Raw genomic sequence first — 26,639 nt, 5'->3', positions numbered from 1 at the left:
TTATTTTTACAAATTAACAGATACCCCTAAAGAAAGTGTCTTATTAAGCGGATATGCTTTTCCTGTTGAACTTCCCATTTCTGGATCCCAAAGTTTAAATTTAGAGAAAGTCAGCAAGTTGGTACCCGTAAAGAAGATACGAACTGTATTCATATGGGCTTTACGAACTATACTTTTAGGAAGCGTATAACCAACGTCTAATGTCTTCAAACGAAGATAAGCTCCATTCCTAAGCCAATATGTAGAAGCGCGGTTATTATTATCATTCTTCCCATAAGTCAAACGAGGATATTCTGCATTCGGATCTTCATTTACACCCAAAATCCAACGGTTACTTTCCGCCATCTCTTTCAGTACATTTCCCCAACCGTCACCACCGGAGAACATATAAACAGTAGAACCATCTATAAAATAAGTAGATTTACCCACACCTTGGAAATGTACATTTACATCCAAGCCTTTCCATTTAGCAGATACACCGAAACCATATGTAAAGTTCGGTTTTTTCGTTGCACCGATTGCTACTTTATCATTATCATCAATTACACCATCTCCATTAATATCTTTATACTTAATATCACCAGGCATAACATCACCAAATTGTTTCGGCCAGTTACGAATTTCTTCATAATCTTTAAATAAACCTAATGCAACCAACCCCATAGCTTGATTAACCCGATGACCTTCCTGCATCTTATACCAGTATATAGTATTTTCTTCATCACGCTCTAAAATCTCATTTTTACTATAGGTCATATTTCCACGTATAGTTAAATCAACCTTATCTATTTTATGGCGGAATGAAAAGTTGCCATCAAATCCACGTGCTTCTACAATTCCGACATTTGCATAAGGATGAATATCCTTCTCATTAACCTTATTATCTTTATATTCCGTCCACGTGCCTAATGAGGCAACCCAAGGCAAATACTTACGTTCCATATAAATACCTTCTCTACGTTCGTGGAAATAATCAATAGATCCTGACAATTTATCATTAAAAAAAGAAAAGTCTATACCTAAGTCTTGTTTTGTAGCTACTTCCCATGACACATTGGTTGAAGCAACTGAAGTATAACGCATACCACCATAATATCTATCATAGCCAAAATCTGCAAATTGATAGCCCCCAACAGGCTTATTGCCACTTACCACATTTCCTGAGTTATCTCTTTCCCACAGAGTTTCAAGATTATATAAATATGGGAAACGAGTATCTCCTAAATTGTCATTACCGGTTTTACCATACGAATAACGTATTTTAAACATATCCACCCATTTCAAATTATCTTTAACAATAGACTCTTCTGCTACATTCCATGCACCAGAAATAGCAGGAAAGAAACCAAAACGATTATCTTTATGGAAATTTTCCGATCCCGTATATCCAAAGTTAAAATCAACAAAATAACGATATTTCCAATTATAATTAGCACGCCCTGCTAATCCTTGGTTACGCCGTGAAATACCATTTTTGAGATCTGAGCCAATCCCTTGAGTAGCCACCTTAGCAGATTGTGTATACTTTAATACTGCTCCTACATGATGATCTTTAAATCCACGATTATAATGCAATTCCCATTCGAAAAACTCATTGCGTTTTCCATTGGAACCAGAAGTTTGCGTCATTTTCTTCTCTTCTGAAAGTCGAGTAAAAATCAAATCACCATTTACATCACGATAAGGCTCTGCTTTATATAATTCTGGCCACTTCACTCGCTTTATCCAATTGGAGTTCTCCGTATCATATCCGAAACGACCGATAAATTTAAGTCCTTTTGTAATAAAGTCCAACTCCTGTTCTAATGTCACATTTGTTTGAATATTATTCTGCCAACTCTCATTATACCCAGTCATAGTAGCCTGTACCCATGGATTGATATTGTCCTCCTTTCCAGTCCAAGATGCTATTTTACCATCTGAATATGTCACTGGCATCATTATAGAGTTATACCCCATTAATGTTGTCCAAATTGCATCAGTTCCTACACCTGGATCATTCTGTTTACGTAATGAACCGGAAACACCAACTTTCAACAAGGTTGTTTTAGTTATATCAATATCCACATTCATACGATATGTCCATTTGCGAAAATTAGCATTAGTATTATAATTCTTCAGTGACTTATCCGTTTTATACATACCTTGCTGATCCTGGTAACTACCACCTACATAATAGCGAGCTGTTTTACCACCACCAGTCATATTCAATGAAGCACGGGTACTCCATGCACCATCACGCAACATCAAATCCATCCAATCCACATCTGGATATAAGTCCGTATCAAGTCCTAAACGGAACAATTCCAATTCTTCTGGCTGATATAAGGGTTCTTGATTACGAGTAGTTTTCGCCTCATTTGCCATAGAAGCATAAGTATATCCGTCTACAAATTCAGGAAGTTGAGTAAACATACTATAAAAAGATTCAACCTTAGCATTTATGTTAATTTTACCTTCTTTACCACGACGAGTATTAATCAAAATAACACCATTAGCACCTTTACTACCATAAATTGCTGTAGCAGAAGCATCCTTTAATACTGTAAAAGATTCAACATCTTCCACATTAATCTCATTTAAATCACGTTCAAATCCATCAACTAAAACCAATGCTGCATTACTTGCACCAAAAGTAGAAATACTTCGTACCCAGAACTCAGAAACTGCCCCCGGACGACCATTGGATTGCATAGCCTGAATTCCCGGAACAACACCCGCTAATGCATCAGCCATAGAAGTACTAGGGGTCGTTTTCAACTCTGCAATATCTACATTGGTTACAGCACCAGTCACAGCTATTTTCTTCTGCACACCAGTTCCAGTAACCACTACCTCATCAATAAGAGTAGCTTTAGCTTCCTCCATAGCTACATTTACCGTCCGCTGTTCTTTTACCAAGACTTCTACTGGTTCATATCCTATGTAAGTAAAAACTAATTTATTGTAAGGAGGCATTTTAAGCAAATACTTACCATTTATATCGGTTATTGCACCCAAACCGGGCATATTCGCAATAGATACATTGACACCTATCAACGGTTCTTTGTTTGTATCAGTTACGATACCTGTCACTACAATCTCTTTCTGCGCAGAAGCATGAATTGAGAATCCAAGTAACATCATACATATTAATAAAAAATTTCTCATCATAAGTGCGTTTATCATTATTAGTCTTCCATAGCAATTTTTCGGATACGATGATTATTTGAGTCTCCTACCAAAAGGCACTCTCTCTTTTCATCCCACACTATACTAGCAGGATAATTAAAGCGAGCCTCTTTACGTAAATCTCCATCATTAAACCCTTTTGTTCCATCACCATTAGGTCTTCCAGCATATATCTTCACACGACCTGTAGGAGTCAGAGTACGAACGCAATGATTTTGTTTATCTACAAAATAAAAATCATATTCGTCTTTCTGTCCTGCATACTCTTCGTTTTTCACAAAGCATCCTTGTTGCGGTTCATTCATGCGAACATTGCCTCCAACACCATCTGTAATGCCCTTATCATCATATTTTCCACACACCAAATAAGGAGTGGTAAATGTTTTTTCATCAAAATCATAATCCGCACGATAAATTACATGTTTATTTCTCACCATGATATACATGTAATAGCCTTTAGGATGAATAGCAACAAAGAGATCTAAAGAGCCATAAGGCATTTGAATTTCGTCCATTTTATAATCTCCCGTTACAGGATCATATCGTCCAATCCACCCTTTATCATATCTGGAAGTATAAATTTCTCCATTTATAGGATGGGGAATCGCTGCTCTACAACCACGAGCTGGTAGTGCTTTTACCTGCGTTTGAAAATTAGACTCCGGTGAAAAAAAGAAAAGTCCGTTTTTATTATCTTGCGTTATATTACAGACAACTATCAACTGTCCATCATTTGTAAAACTCAAAATATTAGTTGCAGCAGATGCCTCACCCGTGAATTTAATTGAACTCAGTGTCTCCTCGGCAAAATCAACAATTCTATGTGTCTTGGCACCTCCACAGACGTACAAACGGTCTTTGTTGTTCGGATCAAAGACCAACCACTCCATTTTCTCTAATCCTCCACAATTTCCCCACGGCCCATCTATGATCTCAAAGTTCTTATCCTCATCCAATATTTCAGGATCAGTCTCTCCTACCAAAGTAGATACCAGCATTTTCTTCTTATAAACAAATTTTTCATCTATCTCTCCATAAGCAAGTTCTTCTCCTCGCCCATCAAGAACAGTGACTTCAATATTACCTGCATCAGCACCACGTGGCACAAAACAATACAAATTATCATTCGTCACAGTAATCACCTTCGCTTCTTTCCCTCCGATAGTTACTTTCACTTTAGTTGGATCATCGCCAAAATTATTTCCATATAATAATAAACGAGATCCCCAACCTCCCTCCTTGGGAATAAAATCAGAAATTACCACTGGCTTGCTTGGATCAAAAGGTGTCCCTTTCTCACCTCCATCATCATCCTTACAACCAATGAAGCAAAAACTAACCAACATCAGCAATCCCCATAAGAGAAACCAATCATGATTTTTTGTTTTCATTCTCATAATACATTGATTTTAAATGTTAATAAATATACTTTCAATTTTAATTATAAAATACAGGAATTAATTCTGAATTAGAAGGGATACAATTCCTGATATAAGGCCACCCGTCATCAGTCCATAATACGCGATCGAGCATTCCTAAACGCCCCCCGACTCCACCATCCTTTTTCAGGTAACTATGATAGATCATCCAGTCTGTACCTTCATCATCTTGAATAATGATAGAATTATGTCCAGGTCCTATCCATTTTTGCCCATCTCCTTCCAACACAAGTTCCCAGTTGTTTTTAAGCATATCCTTCCCGTCTTTATCAACATAAGGACCAAGAAGGTTTTCCGAACGCCCAACTACCACTTGATAAGAAGCATTCACGCCATTGCAACAACTACCAATAGAAGCAAACAAATAATAATATTTACCTTTTTTATATATATTAGTACCCTCAAAAGCATCTCCACAAACTTGTTTCTTCAAAGTCGGTTTTCCATCATGTCCTAATTTAACAGTCAACCCATCATCTTCCAATTCAGTAACATAAATACCTTTAAAACTTCCAAAGAACATATATTTCTTTCCATCTTCTTCATAATAAAACTGATCTATACAATTAGAACCAAATTCTTTATTCCCTATCAATTCTTTACTATCTAGAAAAGGACCCATAGGAGTATCTCCTACAGCTACAGCCGTGTAACTAATATCAGCACCATTCATTTTAGCCCATGAGTAATAAAGTACATATTTGCCATTAAGGAAACGAATTTCCGGGGCCCAAAATGCCCCTCCTCCCGGCAAATCTGGTTCGGTCGCTTTATTAAAAGCTGTACCTTGATATTCCCAATTTACTAAATCTTTTGAACGATAAACAGGCATCCAATAAGTCTTAGTTTGTGTAGCATACAAATAAAAATATCCATCATTAGCACGAATCACACTTGGATCAGGCACACTCTTATCCGAAATAATTGGATTTGTGTATGTTCTTCCAACCCGAAGATAACAAACCTCATCACGACAAATTATGCTTTCATTCGAGCAGTGGCCTAACTGTAAAGGAAGCAAATAATTTACAACAGCCATTCCTTCACGTTTAATCGTAATTTCTCCATTAGCTTGATTTTCACCAGCCTTAAAAGTCACACCTTCACCTAAATCATAATTGCTAACAGGTAAAAGTTGATAAGAAGTCTTATAAACTTTATTATATTCTGCAACCAATTCTTCTGCATTAGATGGTACAGCGAAACTACAGACGAAATCCCATGGATTGGTCGTAGACACTCCATCTACCGTATAATCAAGTGTTGCACCAATAGATACAGGAATCAAATCTTTATTCACACTAACTTCTGCAGCAGAAGCAGCAAGACCAACTGTTGGATAATCAAAAGAAATACTAAGTAGTATTCTACTCTGACTATCTCTGACTTGGATTTTATCGCTACTCAGCTTCAAAGCAATGACATACTCAACAGTTTTTTCCCTAAACTCTGCAAACACTTTAGATGGATTAAACTTAACCTCTACATCCATAGTGGAAATTCCTTCTTTAAAAGATACTTCTGTAGAAGTAAGAGAGTACAATGATGATGGCAAAAGAACATATGATGTTTTCTCCTTATTATTATATGCTTTCAATTCATCCTCACTCCATGAATTTATTTGGGCCTCTCCTCCTTGATTACTTCCATTCCCTACAGCCTTGATTTGGAAAGGAAATACAAAGTTTTCTTCTGTACAAGAAACCTTGATTGCATTCAATCCATTTGGTTGTAATTGTAGATAATGATTCGTTGTATTGCCAGGATCATCAATCGGAGCATTATTATCCGATCCGCACGATAGGAGTAAGAGTATTCCCGCCAACATATATATAAAGCGGTGTGCACTCATAGTGATACTTCTTTTTTCAATCAGTTTGTTATTCATTACATAAGATTTAAGTTGGACTCAATACAAGTCCTTGTGTTACATACAGTTTAAAAATTTTAAATAAAATGTGTTATCCTTCAAGCAGTCTTCTCAACCATATAAAAAACCAATCATCATTTTCTTTACCTTATTTATTTTCTTTTATTATGTGCTCACATAAAAACGAATATAGTAGTTCTTATTATCGACACAAAAGTAGAAAACCTATTGTATTTATAGTAATAAAAACAGGTCAATTAATGGAAAATTAGTCCCAAACCATTTTTAACAACTAACAAGAAAGGGTTTCGCAAACTATAATGACCAATTATTTGCATTATGAATAATTTATGTTTTTTATTGAACACTTTTTTTCTTTTTACGAAAATCAAAAGTCATATCTTTGTTATAATGAACCATTTTACATTCTAATATGAAAGCTAAGCAATCTTTATTAATGTTCCTGATAGTTGTTTTGGGAACAACATCTACATTAGGACAGCCAATAATTTCTCCATCGTGTTTCAGCAATAGTCACGACATCACTTCGCTACAAGCTTGGGGACCTTATTCAAAACGCTATGCCGGAATCTCTCACATCCCCGATATGCAAGCTGGAATACGCTTTGACTTTTCCGTAATGCCTAGCTATTACCGCAATCGTCAACTAGTTCCTCATGTTCTTTTTGAATCATCTTATTATCCATGGGACATCAACCCCTCTATGAACCGTATCACATACCGCTATGAAATGGAGTGGAAAGATCGTGTATTTACTGACGTCACCTATTATATATTAGATGAGCAACGAATATTGGTAGGCATGAATTGTGTCAATAATACCGCTGTTAATCAAAATCTCGTTCTTAATTTGATGGCATATATCGATTATGAAGGAGAACAACCTCAGTTCAAAATCCCTGAAGATGCAAATATACAGTGGCATAATGCAACCGATTATATATCAAATGAACCTATATACAAATCTCCACAGTATAATTTAGTATACGATGGATGGAAAAGGAACGAAATGCGAACTTCTCAATCACTCAGTGGTTTTGTTCTAGGAAAAGGATTTGGGAAAAATAAAGGGGATAAAGTGAGCTATGAAATAAATATTCTTCCTGAAAAAGAAAAAGGAATGATAGGATTCAGATACAATACTCCTAAAGGAAAAACAAGTACTTTTCAAGTAAAAGGAATAACTGAAAACCGCCTAGAATTACAAGGTACTGGAGAATATAGCATAGCCTCAATCCCATATACCTGCAAAGAACCAGGAAAATACACGCTAGAATTAATATCAGAGGGTACTTACAGTACTAATTTAGATGGTTTCTTTATCGGTAGCGAAGAAGATATAAAGCAAATCAAGATACTACCTAGGAAGCTTTCTTTTATTCCCGAAATTAAATCGGGAAAAACGAAACAAGATTTTATCTTAAAATATCCGGAATGTGATAACTATTACGGAATAGCATGGAATTACCAAGAATCTCAGATTCGGGAAGTTCTGGATGACAATCTAGAATCTTTCTTCCGCAAAAAGACTCACGACCATGTATCATCGAGACTAATAGGAAACAGAGAGTGGCATTATTCTAATGCTTTTCTACGTCCGATTGTCTTGGCACCTCACTCCGAACAGACAATATACGCCTTAGTCTGTACCGGAACATCCCAACAAGTCAATGAACAGATTCAGAAGTTCCATTCCACACCGGAAACTCTGACTTCATTAATACAAAAGGATTCGAATAACTCTGAAGACAGAATATTAGCAGATGGCAAGAAGTATGAATTCGGACATCGCTTGCTGCAATCAGCATTATTATCCAACATTGTTTATCCCGTCCATACCCAAGGGCAATATATCCGGCATTTTACGCCCGGCAAAAATTGGAATAGCCTTTATACATGGGATTCCGGTTTCATAGCTCTGGGATTAATAGATGTGGATATTACTAAGGCTTTTGAGTGTATCAGAGCTTATACAACTCCTGTAGGCAGTGAATCTGCATTTATTCATCATGGCACTCCATTGCCCATACAGATGTATGCCTATTACGATTTATGGAATAATACACAGTCAAAAGAAGCATTGCAATTTCTATACCCGCGACTGAAGCAGTTCTTTGATTTTATGACAGGTAAGAATCCCTACTCCACAACCCGAATGAAAGGTTCTGGTCTGCTACGAACATGGGATTATTTCTATAATTCAGGAGGATGGGATGATTATCCGCCTCAACATGCTTTACGTGACAAGGCTTCTGTTACTCCAGTGGTATCTTCGGCTTATTATATCAGAGCTGCTAAAATTTTACGTTTAGCAGCAAAAGAACTAGGGCTTAAAAAAGATGTAAAAGAGTATGAGCAAACCATCAAACAACTGTCAAATGCATTACAAACCTATTCATGGGATGAGGAAACCGGTTATTTCGGATATGTAATGCATGACAAAGATGGCAAACCTAAAGGCATCTATCGATATAAAGATGGTTCTAACTTTAATAAGGGACTAGACGGAGTAAGCCCACTTATTGCAAACATCTCCTCCAAAGAGCAAACAAGCAGGATGATAAACCATGTATTTTCTCCTGATGAGATGTGGACAGAAGTAGGAATTTCTACAGTGGACCAGTCTGCTCCATATTATCGTACAGACGGTTATTGGAATGGAGCTGTTTGGTTTCCTCATCAATGGATGATGTGGAAAGCCTTGCTGGACCTTGGGGAAGGAGAAAAAGCCTATCAAGTAGCAACTACAGCATTAAATACATGGGAGAAAGAATGTAAGGAGAGTTATTACACCTTCGAACACTTTATAATCTCCTCACAACGTGGAGCCGGATGGCATCAATTTTCCGGTCTATCATCTCCCATACTCAACTGGTTTGCTGCATACTATCGGATAGGGAAAGTTTCAACCGGCTTCGAAGTGTGGATTTCCAACAGTCATTTCAATGATGATTATACACAGTATCAGGCAGAAATAGCTTTTGATGATTCAACAGTTCCTCATCAGCGAACAATTCTTGTTTGCATGAATCCGGAAAAAGATTACCAGGTAACTTTCAATGGGAAAGTGGTAGAAAGTAGAATATACCATCAAGGATTATTAGAAATTACATTGCCTAGTACAAACAAATCAAACAAGTTAATAATAAAACCAATCTGATGAATTATTTCATACCTCAAAAGACATAACAATAAGTACTAGAAATTCTCATATACTACATCATCAATCTTAATAGAATAAAAAAAATATAAGTAATTATAGCAGGTAGCTGAATGGCTACCTGCTATTCTATTCAGTTGAATGCACAAGAATCCATCAACGTTCAAAATCAGACTCCGTAAAAGAAACTTCAATTTCTCTTTCACCTGTACCATAATTAATCATTTGACTAGAATAAGCATTCTCATTTGTCGAATTATCTCTCCTTGTAGCAAAAACTTCCATACTTCCTCCTTTCTCCCCTACCACATCGGCTATAGATTTACTGACTCCTACTGCATTAGGTGTACCAGTAAGATACTGCACATAGCCTCCAGTCATATTCATTATCTCATATGTATATGCATATTTCTTAGGATAACCTATTTCATAAGGTAAATAAACTCTCACAACAATAGTACCATTTTGAATTTCCTCTTCATTATCATCACCTTCCTCTAGATCCGGATCTGGCTGTGGTCTACCATATCCCCAATAATTACAATATTCACCAGCATAACTTGGATAACTCCAACTTGAATATAAACTACGATCATACCGATACTGACTTTCAACCTCTGGGACTGGACTGGATGTTATAAAGTCTTTATGAATTGTACGCATTCTCAAGTAAATAGTTTCTCCATTTACCTTATACGGAAAAGCATATGCAGGAAGATCATCAAGTAGTTCGCTACGAAGTATTTTAACAAGTCCATACTTATTATCCGCCATATTGATATAATGCCACTCAGGTGAATATTCTGTATGACTCCATTGAATTTGCATATAATATTCTTGTGCCACCTCATCTCCAATACCATCCGCACCAAATCCTGCTCCCCAATCAAAAAAAGCATAGTAACCAGCATCCTCATCATTTTTAGACTCAGGCTTTTTATCGAAATAAAAATAAAAGATTTCTCCTGGTACAAAACGGCCTGTTCCCTCTACCGTCTCCGCCCACTCAATGGGAGTCTCCTCACCCCATAGATTACCTCTTGTTAATACACTGTCCGCACTCAATTTCAAATTCACAGCCTCTTCATCACTTTCAGAATCGCTATCCATTTCATTACTACATGAATAAAACGTAAACAACATCACCCAAAGAAGGCCCCATCCTAGAAATAGATTCTGTCTCATAACAATTAGTTTTAAAGTTAAACAATTTATAAATATAAGGACAAATATCTATTTATACAAGTTTTGAAGAATTTTCATAAACATAAAAAGCTCCAAATCAGTTAAATAAAAAAATAAGAATACGAAAGTACGTTACAACAGCATTTCCAAGAAGTTATAAGGATAAAACTCTCGTAAAAATTTCATATTACTTTGGAAACGGGATAAACCAATTGCATCAAAATAAGATGTCATTGGGAAATAAAAAACGCCACTCTCTAGATGATTTAAAACAGATTTAATACTTTCAACAGGTGGACGCGGAATTCTTCTTTATTTCTATTAAAAATAATTATACTACCATTGCCTATCAATAACAATAATGATACATAAGCATCTGCATATTTCACTTTCTAAACGACTAACCTAAAGTATCCAAGTAATCTATCAAACTTTAAGTCTTCAACTGAAAAAACTAAGCCCCTTCTCCGAAAAAAGTAATACCTTTGAGTGCATAAATTAATTCGTCCGGCTATAGGCATTCTTTCGTCCGGCTATAGGCAAACGCAACGTCGCCTATAGGCAAACTTGCGTCCGGCTATAGGCGGACGAATTAATTTATGAAGAGAAAGAAATTATCTGTAGAACAAGAAGAATATAAAGTAACTATGAGCGTTTATTACGATTTATACACGAGTGGTAATCCACAGAAAAAGGAGGAGCAACAGGCACTTTATGCACGTGTTATTCCGTCAGGCACCATTAATGCCGATAAGTTCGTTGAACTAGTATCCAAATCCAACGGCTTCAGTCCAGCCACGATAGAAGGTTGCCTGCAAGCCGTCAGTGATGAGCTACAACACTGGCTCGCGCAAGGCTGGACCGTAGAAGTCGGGGAAATCGGACATTTCTCCCTATCACTGACATGTAACCGTCCGGTGATGGAGAAGAAAGAAATTCGTTCTCCGTCTATCCATTTAAATAAGGTGAACCTGCGCATTAACAAAAAGTTTCGTGAGAGTCTGGAACCATTGCAACTGGAACGCATAGAGTCACCCTATCGTACTAATAACGATTCCAACGAAGAAAGATGCCGTACCCTCCTGATACAACATCTGGACAAACATGGCTGTATCACCCGTACCGATTTCATGAGATTGGCAGAAATCAGCCGCAACAAAGCAATTGAACTACTCAATAAGTTTTTGAAAGAAGAGATAATCCGGAAGTATGGAGGAGGAAAAACTGTCGTATATCTAAAGGAGTAGTTTTTCTAATAGTAGTATCACACTACAAGCAAGCTCATAGTGAAAAACGACGTTCATTATCAGCAATATACGGATTATTAATTATTTGTTTAACGCACTTTCGAAAAATAACTTGCACAGTAATTTCAGTTGCCATATCTTTGCATCGTGATCACAAAACAGAAACTCGATTTATAAACTATTTAAAAAACTAAAATTATGGCACTGAAATATGTAGTCAAAAAAACGACCTTTGGTTTCGACGATACCAAAGCAGAAAAATATGTAGCGCGTCCGTTCAATGTAGTCAACGTTGATTTTAAGATGCTGTGCGATCAGGTAACCAAAGTGGGATTTGTTCCACGCGGTACAGTAAAAGCCGTCCTCGACGGACTCATTGATTCTCTGATAACGTATATGGAAATCGGAGCATCCGTCAATTTGGGAGAATTTGGAACTTTTCGTCCTTCCTTCGGATGCAAAAGCCAGGAAAACGCAGAGGAAGTCACTGCAGAAACACTGAAAAACCGTAAAATTATCTTTACTCCAGGGAATCTACTAAAAAATATGATAAAATCTGTCAGTATTCAGAAACTAGGTGCTGACAGAACCAGCAGCTCTGCTCCTTCAGGTGGTGGAGAAGAAGGTGGAGGAAATGAAGGCGGTAATGACGGCGGTGATGAAGCACCGGATCCAACTGTATAAAGAATTATTCATTATGTTATATTAAAAGAAAGGATGTCCCGAAGAGACATCCTTTCTTTCTTATTTATCGAAAGTTTTCCGCTATTTTATTTATTGTTAAGCAAAGCGTAGGCACACCATATCATCGGTGCTTGTCCATGGTAATCCCCTGCAATACGAGGACGGTCCATATAATATTGCTTACTGTTTTTCTTTCCCGTTCCAATACAAACTTCGGTAAGATCATTCTTATCGTCTATGTAATTGCATAGGCCCAACCAAGCTCTGCGTGCAATAGGAGCAAATTCTTCTTTATCCAACCAGCCGTTCTGAACACCTAAAATCATGGCATAAGTAAACATTGCCGATCCGGATGTTTCAGTCCAAAAATCAGGCTGGTCAATCAATTGGTTCCACAGTCCATCTTTATTCACGTATTTCTTCAGATTGTTCATCATCAAAAGATAGCCTTTCATAATCCGGTCTCTGTTCGGATCATTTTTTGGCAGATTGAACAGAAGCTCTGTCATTCCTACAGCCATCCAGCCATCTCCACGTCCCCAATAATAAGGAACATCCGGTGCATGATAGAAAAGCCCGTTAGGATGTTGTAATTCATCCAGATATAGAACCATTTCTTTGGCAGCTCTATTGATGTACTTAGGATCTCCTGTGGCTTTATAAGCCTCAGACTGTACAATAGTAATCATATACATGTCATCGATCCAAAGACGAGTTTGCCAAGAATACCCTTTTTTATCCCATTTGCGTTCTTCTTCGTTTGCATTGGCAGGCAGCTGCCACTGAGTATCAGCATACGGCAACCCCAGATCCAGATAACGCTGGTCCTTCGTTATATTATAAAATCTAAGAGGCAAGCAACCAAACATATTCTGGTCTACGTGTATGGGTGGAGGCAAGAGTTCTTTTTCCAAGTGGAACAATAGCTCGAAACGATTTCTCAACAGTTTGATCAGCTCTTTGTTATTCGTCAATTCTGCAAAACGAAGAGCTCCATACCATGTACATACCTCAGCATAATGTATTCCCTTATCAAAATATAGCTGATGTTTGGTTTCCATCAAGCGTCTGCTTAATTTATTGCCAACAGTCTTAGGATCTGCCTTTACAGGAAAATCTCCAAAATAATTTTGAGCAGTAGCTACATTGGTCGTACAGAATGCAGCCAGCAACAATACACAAATTAAGTAATAATTCTTTTTCATCATTTTAATTGTTTACATATAGTTAATACTCACGTTATAATTAGATTATAGTCCTGCCACTGGTATCCAGCGACTTATGGAAGATACATCACTAACCGCTTCCTCTTCTTTATTATCAGTAATAGAGAAATTGACCAGCACCTGTCCCGAAGAAATTGTCAAACTGGAACGCGGAATAGATATTTCGGCAATGTAACCATAGTTGTCAATACGATCTTCATTGGTATCATTGCACACATAGGTTTTTACTTCTACCCCCATTTCCGCGCTATTCCATTTACCGGCATAAGTTTCGGTACTTTTCAATCCATCCATTGATACTTGTATCCGTTTAGCACCGTTCGCCAAACTTTTACTATCATCCGGAGAGAGATAAACAGTAGCATAATCACCTCTCAGTAAGCTCCGGTCAAGTACTTCCACCAGGAAATATACATTCTTGTCATCACACGAACAGCGGAGAGTTCCCTGCACTTGCGATTTTTCTCCGACAAAAAGCGCATGGTCCGTATTCGCCCATTCCTGATTGTTGCCATCTACCTTTACACTGCGGCATATTGCATCAATACGATGATTAAGAATAAATTGTGATAACATGATTGTTCCATTAGAAGTATCAGGCATCGCTCCCACCAATTGATGCGAATTTTCCAGATTCAGCGTTCCCCAATATCCCTTACCCGAAAATGGTGAATAAGCACTTCCAAAATTACGCGCTTTGGCATCCCCCATTTTCATATAGAAAGTAGAAGATTTGTTATACGAAAGCACAGTCTCACCCGATGGAAACTGAGATAAATATGGAGCGCTACCTAAAAAAGACAGATTGTCGCTATCAGCCGGTCCTTCCTGATCCGCATCAAGATGATCCCATTCACCATCTTCACCGGAATAAGCCAGTGATATATAATATGTTCCACGGTTATTAGTTTCTACAGCAGCCGCCAGTTCATTGCTACCTTTAAGTTGAATAACAGACGGCATCTGATGATTGAAGTATGTTTTTCCGTCTTGCTCCCACTTCATCCGTATCACATAGTAAGGGATACTACCAAATGAAGGCGTCCACGTTTGACCGCCATCTCTGGATATGACCATTGCAGTTCCGGTGTCTTTGCCTTCAATACCCGTACGGCTACTGTCCGTGAAATAGCAATGGATTTCTCCCGAAGACAATTCCAGCAAATACGGCTCCCAGTTGACACCCTGATACACTGAGACCGGTTCACTCCATGTAACGCCATTATCGGTACTACGCCTCATTTCAATACCTGCATCTTTAGGCAAGTCTCTATACCCATTATTAGCCCTATAGGAGGCTACGGCCAAAATATCTCCGTTGGAAAGTACTAGCCCATCACAATTTGAATAACGCCGGTCATTCTTTTCACCTTTACTGTCGATAATACTGTAATTGGCAAACAACTTGCCTTTATAACTCCATGTTTTAAAGTCCGTACTGGTCGCATAAGAACAACTGGCACCAATCTGATTGTTGTGATAGAACATGATATAACCATCATTAGCCAATTTCTTAACCCGTACATAATTAGGTTTGGCAGATTTTAGTACACTCTCTCCCAATTGTGAATACGTCCGAAAGTTCATCTTCAAGGACGAATGCGAAGTGACATCAGCGTGCGAATTAATCACCGAGACACCTTGATTGAGTTTGTCTATAGGAGTAATATGAGCAACAAATGGTTGTTCCGATTCTTCTTTATCACCCTTATTGCCAGTTCCGCCACCATCACCTCCCTTTTGATCCAATGCATCCTCTCCACCACCTCCACAAGCCATGGCTGTAGCGCAGAATGTAGCCAATAATACAGCTGTTTTCAACAATCCTTTCATAATACTATTTTTGAGTAATGATTAAATATGATATTTACGATACATTCTCTTGGCTGTCTCCACTGGATCAACACCGGTCTCAAGCACATACTTATTATGTGCATTTACCCACGCCTTCTCCACTTGAAACGAGTTCGGAACAGTAAGTGAACGTCCTTCCAATGTACCTTTAAGATAAGCGATGTAATTAGTCCAGCGAGGCAGATAATAATCCTTCAACAGTCCGCCCCATTCCTTGTGGGCATAGTCGCGCACCGGACTAAGCGTCTCCGTCCATGTCCCGATCAGCATACGGGCATTGTGCTCATACAAATCCTGCAATTCAGGCTGCTTTGACTTCGAACGGGCCATATCCAGCCAGCGTCCCACGAAGAAGCATTTGTGAGTGGACAGTAACTCATTTTGATCCTTAATCAGCTGCAGAAACCTCTCCGACCAGTAATCAAACTGTTTCGTATCTTTCGCCCGATAAGCATCCACCAGATTGTAATATGCTTCCCGTCCTAAATCCGCAAGATACTGACGGACGAAATCGACTGCATCATACTGATAAGTTGACGTCTGCTTCAGATGATCTGCACTCTGCAAGAATAGTCCTACTCCCTGGGCGAAAAGATCCGGATCATAAAAGATTCGGCATTGGCTCCAGGCAGAAGCCGTAATTTTATCCCTTTTTAAACTAGGAGGTGCACAAAATACAGACTCTGATGGACGGCGATGACCGGAATAAGTTCCATAAGCTGTACGGTGAAAAATGATCCACGCCTTTTTCAAATTCTCATCTTCCGCCCCATAACGACGTACGGAATACTCTTTCAGCCAAGTATCAATATCCAAATATTCCGAACGCCAGCGCATTTCATTCAACAAATCAAAAACCACCGGATTCACTTCTATTCCTTCCGGTGTAGAACTGGTTCCTTTCATACTTGGTGATGCCTCTGGGTCTTTCCGACCATCTATTGGACCAGTAGCTATAGCATCCAAACGTCCATGTAGCCCAATATTAGCTCCATAATTGGAAATATGCGACCATAACCAAGGGAACCCGTCAAATCCCTTGCGTTTCCGCCAGTTATCCCAAAACTCAGCAGCAAGATCAACTATCAGTGTATGCTTTCTATCAAGCCCTGCCAACAATTCTTTTTTCGGATTTCCCAACCATGCCTGAATCACCCAAGTCGCATCCGGGTTATATTGCTTCATAGCTGTTTGTACCCGACGGGCTGCATCCGTAACATCAATCCCCCCGGTTTTCCCACCTTCATGAAAAAGGTCACCGCCAAACAAATCAGCTTTACCATAAAGCTTCTCATATTCAGTATACCATACCTTTGCCATCTGCTCAAACAATGGATCAGCAGGATCGAGTACCGGTGGGCGTTGAAGTGAATTCCACAGTCCTTGCTCTACCAAATGTGCTTCCGGATATTTTTCTTTCAATGAGGACGGAACCATTCCAAAGAATCCCTGAAAAACGGGTTTCATCCCATACTCACGCATACGGGCAAGTATTTTCTTCTGCAAAACGGTCTGTTCCTTAAACCATTCATCAGGCAGAGGACCGCCGATATTCTCCAAATTCCCCATCAACAACCAACCGAAATAAGCCGGACCACACAAAAACTCTTTCACCTCAGGAAGTGTATATCCAAACTTCAACAATGTATTCCGCCACACAACTTCTGCCCCAACCATGGCCATCGGCATGTTAATGCCGCTTAGAGCCATCAGGTCTATCTCGCGTTCCCAACGTTTCCAGTCCCAAAAAGCTGTAGTATAGCTAAAAGTACAATAATTCATATAGAAATTGTCGGATAATACCGTTTCATGGCGTTCTTTCACCTGAGGCAGATCCACAGGTAAATCCGGTAATCTGTCCTCACAAAAAGACACATGAGCATGGCAATAATACTTCAGATACCAATTAATGCCAAAAGCAGCACTCACATAATTATTAGCACGGACTGTGACTTTTCGCCCACCACCATACAGCTCAAAGTAATCGCCCTGATCAGAAGAAGAACGGATTTCAATTTTAAATCGGTTGGAAAGACCTTTCTGGAAACGTTCCAACATTTGCTTTACCGGATTAGCCTCAACAACTGTGGCCAAAAGCAAAAAGAGTATAAGTAAAAAGTGTTTTTTCATCTTGGTATTATTTGGCAAAGGATATATGCGAATCAGCAACTGAATACTGATTCGCATAACTTGGTAAATAAAGATTGAATACAAACCCTATCACCCATAATCATAACAACTATGGCAATCCTTAACTACCTATTAATCAAACAACTCTATTTCCTTGTCGGTTGTGGCCCAAAATAGGAACGTTTCATTCCTCCAAAGTCTAATACAATCTTTTGCAGTACTGTTCCGGCATCTCCACAAATAATTTTCACTGTATGCTTACCCGGTTTGTCAATATGCAAAGTTGTCTTATTGATTCTACAGTTTTTCAATACACTCTCATACCAAATTTGCGCATACTCAAAAGAAGAAGTAGACGGATTCAGTACAGGGCCCTCATCAATACACACTCCATATTTAGTTTCAATGTTCGTAGCTTCGTGTCCGGCATATCCTCTATCCTTACTTGTCACAAATGTAGGCAGCACATAGGTATAAACATCAACTGAACCTTGCTCAAAAGTATAGAAATCGTATTCCAGACGTGGCGTGCTACGCCCTGCAGTTCGTTGCGGCGCAGCTGTCGGATCACCTAACTGAATAGCCGTATTTTCGATACCCAGATTAGGTATTGATCGCATTTTGATTGCTTTATTTTCCACTTTCCGATGGAAGCTTGCCGCATCGATAGAAACATATCCGTTATGTTCTACAAATAAAGTATCCATTTCGGCCAATGAAGGAGAGGAAGGATTAAATACAGAAACATAAACATTTTCCTTCTCACCTTGGGCGGAAGTAATCTCCAGTACCCCAAATACTTTTTCGCCGGTCGGAACCTTTTCCCAGTCAATCGATACTTCAATCCGTTCCTCTGTGGAAGTCTCACCCGCTTTCTTACTCAACAGTATCCAGCTATCCGTTACAGATGCTTTCCATTTCAACGGACTTGCTCCTTTATTGAAAACATCTACATAATAAGACTGACGCAGATAAGTATTGAAGCAAGGCAATGAATGGAAACTCTTCAGTCCCTTCAGCACATCTTCTCCCTCTGCCATTACTCCCAACACAGCAGTAGGTGCCAATGAAGCTTTTCTCAATGCCGGAAGTTCAAAATAAGCAGCAGCGAATCCTTGTTTCATAGTCATTACATGATTCCATTTACCACCAAGCAGCGAATTATACCCTTTTGTTATCACTTGCAAACTGTCATAGCAGGCTTTCACCGTTTTTTCCAATTCTCCGGTAGCTGCTCTTTGCTGAATGGAATACCAACGATTTCTCTGTCCGTCCAGTATCATTCTGTTCAACAGTTCACATCCTTTCACCGGATAATACATTGACTGATAAAAACATGCCTTTTTCTCTTCCGGTAATTTATTTAAAATTTCCTCTGTAATACTTCCGATTCGACGATATTCACTCAGGCGAGAATCTACTTCTCTATAATTCGTCAAGGAGAAATCAGTATCTGTATTCCGCTCTCTTCCATGCTTGTCGGTAGCCCACTGATAGCCCCATCCCATAAATTCCGGTCTGCGGGCGAAGGCCAGTTTATAGAATGAATTGAGCACATCTTGATATTCATTACGGTATTCGTCGCCCAGCATACCACATAACCATTCTGTCCGATAAGCAGCCGCTCTGTCAAAATTGAAAGAATCGATATCATATGCCATCGACAGGAAAAAATCGACAGCGAACTCACACGCCTTGATATCACCGGCATTGAGTAACCAGATCCGATCTGCTGTCATATCGTAGGCCTTGCGGAGCTCTTCATACATCAATGTGGGCGAAGTAGTATTCATCCAAAGATGGTCGTGAGGCTTACCCAGATAAGAAGAGTGATAATAAACCCCCGAACGTCCGGAACGTTTCTGTTCTTTCGGGCTACTCAAACGCTTCATATATCCATAATTATCATCCGGCCATATAATCGTTACATCATCCGGCAGTTCCAAACCTTCATCATATACATCCAATACCTCCTTATATGGAGTAAAAGCTTGCGGAATATCTTCTCCACGTTTACCTGTTGCATCGATCAACATTTTTCGTTGTGCCATCAACGCATCCTGAAGCATCTGTTTTCTATCCGACATGTTATTGCTTGCGTTCATCGCTCTATCGTGCAACCCACGCAGTGCCAGAGTGTATACATTTTCAAAAGGAGCACATTCGTTTGCACGAGCTCTCAGAACACTGTCCACCCCTGCCCTATTATTGATGTAATCCCATTCCCCCATCTTATCACGTTTCCATTCGCTTGCCGTATTGAACAACAGCGGTTCACAATGAGAGGAACCCATAACGATAGCAAAACTATCTGCAACCAATCTATTTTCAGGGATACGGTGGAATGCCATAGACGCATCGTGCATAGCCGGGCAGAGATAATTAGCCTGAAGGCGAAGCAATAACTCACAAACTTGTGCATACGTTTTCGGTCCAAAGTTTCCACGTTCCTTCTCATAATTGTTCTTTGACCAGCGGTAAAGTCCCCAATCTTCGTCATTGATAAAAATACCTCTGAATTTAACAGTAGGTTCTTTTGAAACGAATTTATGAACATTGACAGCCAGCTTTTTCTGCTGTTTTATCGGAGCGTCGGCCCACCAATACCAAGGAGAGACTCCTATTGCTTTCGATATGGAAAGAAGTCCGTAAGCAGTACCACGTCTGTCACTACCAGCTACAACAATGGCTTTTTTAATTCCCGGTGCAGGATTATCAACCGTTTCTATCATATACCGTTCCCATCCACCGGCGATAGGAGTTATATCTATTTTCTTTTTAGCTGTCAACGCATCGATCCAAGCACTTTTTCCGGCTGTCCCTACAATAATAGCATAACGAGCCGAGACCTCACCCGGATTACTTGCTTGTGCTTTCAGATCCTGCCCTGTCACGCGACGGACATCATCTGTAAATAAAGACACACTTTTACGAACCACAGTCTCATCCTTTCCATCAAAACAAACCACTACATTGGCAGACGGAGAAACAATAGGGAAACTGTTTTTACCAGCGTTCTTATCCAGTAATACTTGTGCTTCTGTTGAAATAAGGCTACAGCAAAAAAGCCCTGCTAATAAAATCTTATTTTTCATATAAAAGTTAGATTGATAATCGATGGTACAAAGAAAACCAAAAATCAACAGAAGTAATAAAAGAAATAGACCGATAAATGGAATAATATGGTCAAAAGGCTACTCTAAGTCCGTTTTATCATCCCAAAAAGGAAAAATCCAGTCGTCTAATAACCAATAAGGAAGTAGTCGATAAGTAAAGGACGAAGATTTACAAGCAAAGCCTCGCGTTGTTCCGGACTGGCGGCAAACAGAGCGGTAGACAGTATTTCTCCGACAGCTCCGTTCTTTGTTACAACAGCTATCTGTTTAATGCCCTCTACAAAAGAGGCATCGTGGGGAGAAATGATATGTTTGCGTCCATCCGATTCATTTCCGGAAGTAGTAAGGCATTCATTACAAAGAAGAACACTCTGCTTCATACCTATCTTATCTGTTTCCAGGCGGTTTCCAAAATTAACTTTCCACCCTGTCCCGGCTGGATGATCACCTAAGGCAAGTACAGAGCTGTTGCCCATATTAATCAAGGCATTCTCTATACAGCAGGTGTTCAATATAGCTCTGACAGTTTCCAGGGCATATCCTTTCAAGAATCCCGAAAGGTTGATGGTAATTCCCGGTTGCTGGAAAAAGATACTGCGTTCTTCCGCTGACAAATACACCGAATGAATGGTGTCCGGATTATAATTCTCTGAATGAACTGTGACATCGAAGCATCCTGACGTTTTCCCATGATATTCCATGCACAAATCAATCATTGTATAAAGTTGCCTGCTCAGAATCACTGGACATATAGAAGCGGTCCGGTTAATAACAGCCAGCTCGCTGGCAGGGTCATAATAATTAGCTATTTTTTCCAGATAACTCAATGCTGCATGTATGCGTTCAACCACAGACATCAATTCTTCTTCTGGCTTCTGACTGTACAAAAGAATATCTACACGCGTATGCATAGAAGAGAACCAAGCGTAAAGTAATCCGTCCCCCTCATGGGATGGTCTGTACAAATGTTGAATAGCTATTTTCATCTATCAAAAGTAAAAGGAGTTATGCCTGAAACTAAATTCATTCGCAGAATAAGATTTTCGACACAACTCCTTCTTTTTTATACAGGATATTCTTATTTCAATTCCTTAATCTTCACATTCTTGAACCAAACTTCATCTCCGTGGTCTTGTAAAAGGATATTGCCTTCAATAATATTTCCGAAGTTAGGCCAGTTCTTATACTTACTATAAGCAACTAATGCATTCCACATCGCATTATTACGGTCGTACTCAATCAGCTTTTCTCCATTCAGCCAGTGTTCTACATGATTGCCCTTAACAATAACAGTAGCTGTATTGAACTCTTTCTTATGGAAAGGTTTATTCTTAGGAGCCGGAATCAGATCATACAATGAGCCTAACTGTCTGTTACCTTTTACACCAAGTTTAGCATCAGGATGTTTATCATCATCCAGAATCTGGAACTCGCAACCGATAGCAGAACCAGCACCCTTATTCATTTCCGGATTAACGAAGTACTTGATTCCACTATTTGCACCTTCAGTTATCTTGAAATCTACGGTCAGAATAAAGTCCTTATATGTGCGGGTAGTTACAATATCACCGCCATTGGCAGATTCAGCGCCACCACTCTTCATCACCTTAAGAATGCCGTCTTCCATCTTCCAGCCTTTTGCAGGGAAAGTAGACAGTTTCGCTCCTCTCCAGCCTTCATTAGTCTTGCCATCCCACAACAAAGCCCAGCCATCTTTCTTCTCACGCGGAGACAGTGTGTTAGGAATCAGATTTCTTTCCGGTGCAGCCTGAGACTCCGGTGTCTGATAACGCTCTACGTCTGCTGTACAAATACGGATATTCTTCCAGCTCACAGTTTTTCCTTCGTCAGCAGCATTACCAATAGCGTGTACCTGTAAAGCTATAAATCCGACAGGAGTCATGTCGTCCCAGATATTAGCGCAAGGCACTCCGTTAATCCAAGTACGGATAGAGTTACCTATCGCTTCAATCCGAGCCTTGTTCCAAGCATTGTTCTTGAAAGCTGTACGTGCCGAAGGATTCCAGTTCAAAGAATAAATCCAGTTTCTGCGAGCCTCATCATAGATACCACCGGACCAAGCACGTTTGGAAGGATCAATTTCGAACTGATAGCCATGTACGCGACCTTTATTATATTCTTTTTTACTCTCACTACGAATCTGCACTCCCGAGTTTAAACCATCATCAATCTTAAAGTCAAATTCAAGGATAAAGTCTCCATAATTTTTGGTGGTTGCCAAAAAAGTATTGGGAGTTCCCATTTTTGATACTCCTACAATAGCATCGTCTACGATTTTATACTCAGCTTTGCCATTCAGTTTTTTCCAGCCTTTCAGGTTTTTACCATTAAAAAGAGGTTCCCAGTTCTGTGCCGATAAAGAAGCAGCACAGAATAAAAGTAAAGTCAATACGACATTTTTCTTCATACTCATGTTGTTATTATAATCAAACTTTATTCTGTTTTTATATTCCCTACCAGCTTTTATAATTTATAGAATTCATCCCAGCCTTTACGCGGTGGGAGTCCGGCCAACATTGAATTCGCAAATTCATTATTTGTAATCTGCTTCGTGCGAGGATCGAAGAACAACTGAGTGTTAAGACGCTGTGCCATTACTCCCAATGAGAATACCTGGCTCAAAACGCCATTAATCTCGAACGGTGAACGTGTCTTTTCAATACCATTGCATGCCAACAAGAAGTTCTCGAAGTGATTGGATGGACTTTTAGGAACTTTCGGCAACTTATCTGCCATTTCCTTTGCCTTTTCTTCCGGAATAATAGACAAGGTACTTCCGTGGCTACCCCCTTTGAAAGTCAGTTCTTTTGAATAGATAATCTTTCCCGGATTCAGTTTAGCAGGAGGAACATCTCCCTGATTGGTTTTAGGAATGTTCGGGTCTAGTCCGGAAACGCCATAACCTGCCGGGATAGGAGGAAGATTATCCAGACCGTCATACCAGGTAATATCTACCGGTGGCATTCCTTTACGCTGCGGGAAGCGGAAAAGAATAGTAGAAGAATAAGGGAAGAAGTAATCATTGTGTCCTTCCTGATGTGTCAGAGTCACTTCATAAGGCAACCCCAATTCAAGGAACTCGTGAACAGTATCCAATATATGTGCCCCCCAGTCACCCAAGGCTCCCATACCGAAGTCATACCAGCAACGCCATTCACCCTGATCATATTTATTACAATATTCATGGTAGGGAACAGCTCCCAGCCAGGTATTCCAATCCAAATCCTTCGGGAGTTGCTGACCTGAAGGTAGTTTATAAATGTTCGTATCCCACTTATGCCAGCGACGCGGATTATTCATATGAGCAGTAACAGCTGTCACATCCTTAATGATCCCCGCATCCATCCAAGCTTTAAACTGGAAGTAATTTGCTTCCGAGTGTCCCTGATTCCCCACCTGAGTAGCCAGGTTGGGACGTTTAAGGGCAGCCTGCATCAATAGTTCTGCCTCATAAAAAGTACGGGCCAACGGTTTCTCCACATATACATGTTTGCCGGAAGCCAGAGCCAGCATGCTGATAGGGAAGTGAGAGTGATCAGGAGTAGCAATTGCTACAGCATCGAACTCATTACCGGCTTTATCAAACATTTGGCGAAAATCTCTGAACTGCTTCGCCTTAGGATACATACCCATTACTTTTCGTGTATGTTTAGCTCCCATGTCTACATCACACAGGGCTACAACTTCTACCATACCGGTACGTGCAAAATCCTGTATAATTTGCTCTCCACGGTTTCCAATGCCAATATAGGCTATCTTTACCTTTTCATTTCTTCCCTTTTTAGATGAAATAGTTTGAGCATTCAGTAACTCACCAGATCCCAGTGCCAATCCTGCAGAAGCCAGTGACATTGTCTTTAGAAAATCTCTTCGTGTTGTCATAAATTTATCATTGATATTGATTAGGTACATTTTATTTAGCTCTGTCTCACAGTCTGTTTTTCTTCTTTGTCAATAACGCCTTCACTCCATAAAAAAGGAGGCGCAGAAGCGTCCAGCAAGCATAGAGAACAAAAGCAAATATGATTATATAGAAAATAGAGGTTATCATTTCCATCATAGATCTGTTATATGCGATAATTGCATAAAGATTCACCAGATTGGCAAGTACAAAACATACGAGTAAGGTGATTATCTCTATTTTCTTCCGCCGTGCGGTCAAAACTGTATCTTTCATGTTGTTTCGGGTGTTTTAGATTGATGGTTCAGATAGTCAATTTTGTATTCATCGGGGAAATAAAGTGTTTTTTCTTCCTCCATGGCCTGATGTCCTAACAGACAGAGCATACTTGCATAGTAACCTTCTTCAGCAATTCTTTCCGGCTGTTTTTGTGTTATTACAGCTTCTACGAATGCTTCCAGCAGTAAGGATGTACCGTCACTTTTCGGACGTTCACCTATAATAAATTCACCCTTGTTTTCATTGGCTGTCTCCGGTGCCCAGCTTGTACCCGCAAAAGGCAGTGAGTCAAACATCTTGTTTTCCCAGTCATTAACCAGTTGCAAAAATGCCGGAGCAGGAGCAACACTTTCAAAGTAGTATCTTCCCTTTTCAGGTTCCACAGTCCCGAGATTACCCATAATCTGTTCTTCAAGACCATAAAATTTATTGGAAATGATGGAATCGAATGTCATCTTCACACCATCATCAAATACGTATATGCAACTCACATTATCATATACCTCACGTCCGTCCTTCCAATAAGTGATGGCTCCATGCCCCATTACTTTCTCTGGAAGTTTCCGCAATGCCCAACTTCCTATCTGGAGCTGATGACAGGCTAGTTCTGTCATTAACCCTTTCGAGAACTCTTTATAGAGTCGCCAGTTTATCAGACGCTCCAGGTTTGGCGAAGGAACAGAACGTCTCCAATCTCCATTTCGGTTCCAGAATGTATGGATTCCGTTTATTTCGCCGAATGTACCGGCATGAATCATTTCCATAGCCTTGATGTAGCGTGGGTCAAACAGGCGTTGTTGTCCAGTAAAGAAGATTCTTCCGGTGCTGCGATGCTTCTGGTACATGTGGTAACATTCTTCCATCGTATAGCCGATTGACTTTTCGCAGAATATATGTTTCCCTGCGTCAAAAGCGTCCATCACTATTTTGTAGTGTGCACTGAGGGGAGTAGCCACCAAGATAGCATCCACATTTTTATCTTCCAGCACCTCCTGATAGTTACCGTATACTTTTGCCTTAGGAGCAAGTTTCAATGCTTCGTCAATGGAGGGCTGATAAATATCGCATAGCGCTACGATTTCAACCTTCGGATTCTTTACCAAGAAGCTCATCAAAAAACGTCCTCGCGAACCGGGACCGATAACCGCCAACCGGCATTTTTCATTTGATGTATTCATGATTTCTGAAAAAGCAGAAAGCCAAGGACTTGCCGCTAGGAGCGCTCCAGCCCCAGCTATTCCCATATTTCTCAGAAAATCCCGTCTACTAATAGGTGTATCTTTCATTATTTAGTTAATTAATTTCTCGTATTTTATTTTAGTTCCCGTATCCGGT

General features: G+C 39.6%; 16 protein-coding genes. 3 read left to right on the top strand and 13 right to left on the bottom strand.

Features of this window, described 5'->3' with window-relative positions; translation table 11 throughout:
* Positions 1 to 6: 6 nt before the first annotated feature.
* Genes BLW31_RS17560 through BLW31_RS17550 form a run of 3 tightly spaced genes read right to left on the bottom strand, consistent with a single transcriptional unit; the run spans position 7 to position 6,498 of the window.
* A complete protein-coding gene (locus tag BLW31_RS17560) occupies positions 7 to 3,150 on the bottom strand; it encodes a SusC/RagA family TonB-linked outer membrane protein (protein WP_074759633.1) in 3,144 nt (1,047 codons plus the stop codon).
* Positions 3,151 to 3,170: 20 nt separating this feature from the next.
* Complete coding sequence (locus BLW31_RS17555) at positions 3,171 to 4,568, bottom strand: IPT/TIG domain-containing protein (protein ID WP_010535721.1); 1,398 nt, start codon at positions 4,566 to 4,568, stop codon at positions 3,171 to 3,173.
* A 40-nt stretch (positions 4,569 to 4,608) separates the two neighbouring features.
* The gene (locus BLW31_RS17550) at positions 4,609 to 6,498 is read right to left on the bottom strand and encodes a family 43 glycosylhydrolase (protein WP_029425100.1); all 1,890 of its coding nucleotides are present in this window, start codon (positions 6,496 to 6,498) and stop codon (positions 4,609 to 4,611) included.
* A 439-nt stretch (positions 6,499 to 6,937) separates the two neighbouring features.
* On the opposite strand from BLW31_RS17550, the gene BLW31_RS17545 reads away from it, so the two are divergent.
* Complete coding sequence (locus BLW31_RS17545; RefSeq protein ID WP_010535723.1) at positions 6,938 to 9,661, top strand: MGH1-like glycoside hydrolase domain-containing protein; 2,724 nt, start codon at positions 6,938 to 6,940, stop codon at positions 9,659 to 9,661.
* Between the two features lie 156 nt (positions 9,662 to 9,817).
* On the opposite strand, the gene BLW31_RS17540 is transcribed toward BLW31_RS17545, so the two are convergent.
* Positions 9,818 to 10,846: a hypothetical protein gene (locus tag BLW31_RS17540; RefSeq protein ID WP_010535724.1), complete on the bottom strand. Its 1,029-nt coding sequence runs from the start codon at positions 10,844 to 10,846 to the stop codon at positions 9,818 to 9,820.
* A gap of 647 nt (positions 10,847 to 11,493) precedes the next feature.
* Here BLW31_RS17540 and BLW31_RS17535 point away from each other — a divergent pair.
* Both BLW31_RS17535 and BLW31_RS17530 read left to right on the top strand, forming a co-directional pair.
* Positions 11,494 to 12,093, top strand: coding sequence for an HU family DNA-binding protein (locus BLW31_RS17535; protein ID WP_029425101.1), 600 nt, complete (start codon positions 11,494 to 11,496; stop codon positions 12,091 to 12,093).
* A gap of 198 nt (positions 12,094 to 12,291) precedes the next feature.
* Positions 12,292 to 12,777 carry an HU family DNA-binding protein gene (locus BLW31_RS17530; protein ID WP_010535726.1) on the top strand — a complete coding sequence of 162 codons (486 nt, stop codon included), beginning with the start codon at positions 12,292 to 12,294 and terminating at the stop codon, positions 12,775 to 12,777.
* Positions 12,778 to 12,863: 86 nt separating this feature from the next.
* Here the strand turns inward: BLW31_RS17530 and BLW31_RS17525 are convergent, their stop codons facing one another.
* From BLW31_RS17525 to BLW31_RS17485, 9 genes are all read right to left on the bottom strand, one after another.
* Entirely contained in the window at positions 12,864 to 13,982 is a 1,119-nt protein-coding gene (locus tag BLW31_RS17525; protein ID WP_022300829.1) for a glycoside hydrolase family 88/105 protein, read from the bottom strand.
* Between the two features lie 45 nt (positions 13,983 to 14,027).
* On the bottom strand, positions 14,028 to 15,836 hold the full coding sequence (locus tag BLW31_RS17520) for a hypothetical protein (protein ID WP_010535728.1): 1,809 nt from the start codon (positions 15,834 to 15,836) through the stop codon (positions 14,028 to 14,030).
* 21 nt (positions 15,837 to 15,857) lie between these two features.
* Positions 15,858 to 17,987, bottom strand: coding sequence for an alpha-N-acetylglucosaminidase (locus BLW31_RS17515; RefSeq protein WP_010535729.1), 2,130 nt, complete (start codon positions 17,985 to 17,987; stop codon positions 15,858 to 15,860).
* 146 nt (positions 17,988 to 18,133) lie between these two features.
* Entirely contained in the window at positions 18,134 to 21,082 is a 2,949-nt protein-coding gene (locus BLW31_RS17510) for a glycosyl hydrolase 115 family protein (protein WP_010535730.1), read from the bottom strand.
* A 146-nt stretch (positions 21,083 to 21,228) separates the two neighbouring features.
* A complete protein-coding gene (locus BLW31_RS17505; protein ID WP_022300825.1) occupies positions 21,229 to 22,089 on the bottom strand; it encodes an FAD:protein FMN transferase in 861 nt (286 codons plus the stop codon).
* A 92-nt stretch (positions 22,090 to 22,181) separates the two neighbouring features.
* Positions 22,182 to 23,531, bottom strand: a complete 1,350-nt coding sequence (locus tag BLW31_RS17500; protein WP_022300824.1) for a 3-keto-disaccharide hydrolase — start codon at positions 23,529 to 23,531, stop codon at positions 22,182 to 22,184.
* Between the two features lie 56 nt (positions 23,532 to 23,587).
* Positions 23,588 to 25,006, bottom strand: coding sequence for a Gfo/Idh/MocA family oxidoreductase (locus BLW31_RS17495; RefSeq protein ID WP_022300823.1), 1,419 nt, complete (start codon positions 25,004 to 25,006; stop codon positions 23,588 to 23,590).
* A 46-nt stretch (positions 25,007 to 25,052) separates the two neighbouring features.
* A complete protein-coding gene (locus BLW31_RS17490; RefSeq protein WP_010535734.1) occupies positions 25,053 to 25,301 on the bottom strand; it encodes a hypothetical protein in 249 nt (82 codons plus the stop codon).
* Positions 25,298 to 26,590, bottom strand: a complete 1,293-nt coding sequence (locus BLW31_RS17485; RefSeq protein WP_029425102.1) for a Gfo/Idh/MocA family protein — start codon at positions 26,588 to 26,590, stop codon at positions 25,298 to 25,300. Before BLW31_RS17485 ends, BLW31_RS17490 begins: the two co-directional genes overlap by 4 nt.
* Between the last annotated feature and the right edge of the window lie 49 nt (positions 26,591 to 26,639).

The sequence above is a fragment of the Bacteroides faecis MAJ27 genome, from assembly GCF_900106755.1.
In the GTDB taxonomy this organism is placed as follows: Bacteria; Bacteroidota; Bacteroidia; order Bacteroidales; family Bacteroidaceae; genus Bacteroides; species Bacteroides faecis.
This window is presented reverse-complemented; position numbering and strand designations above follow the sequence as displayed.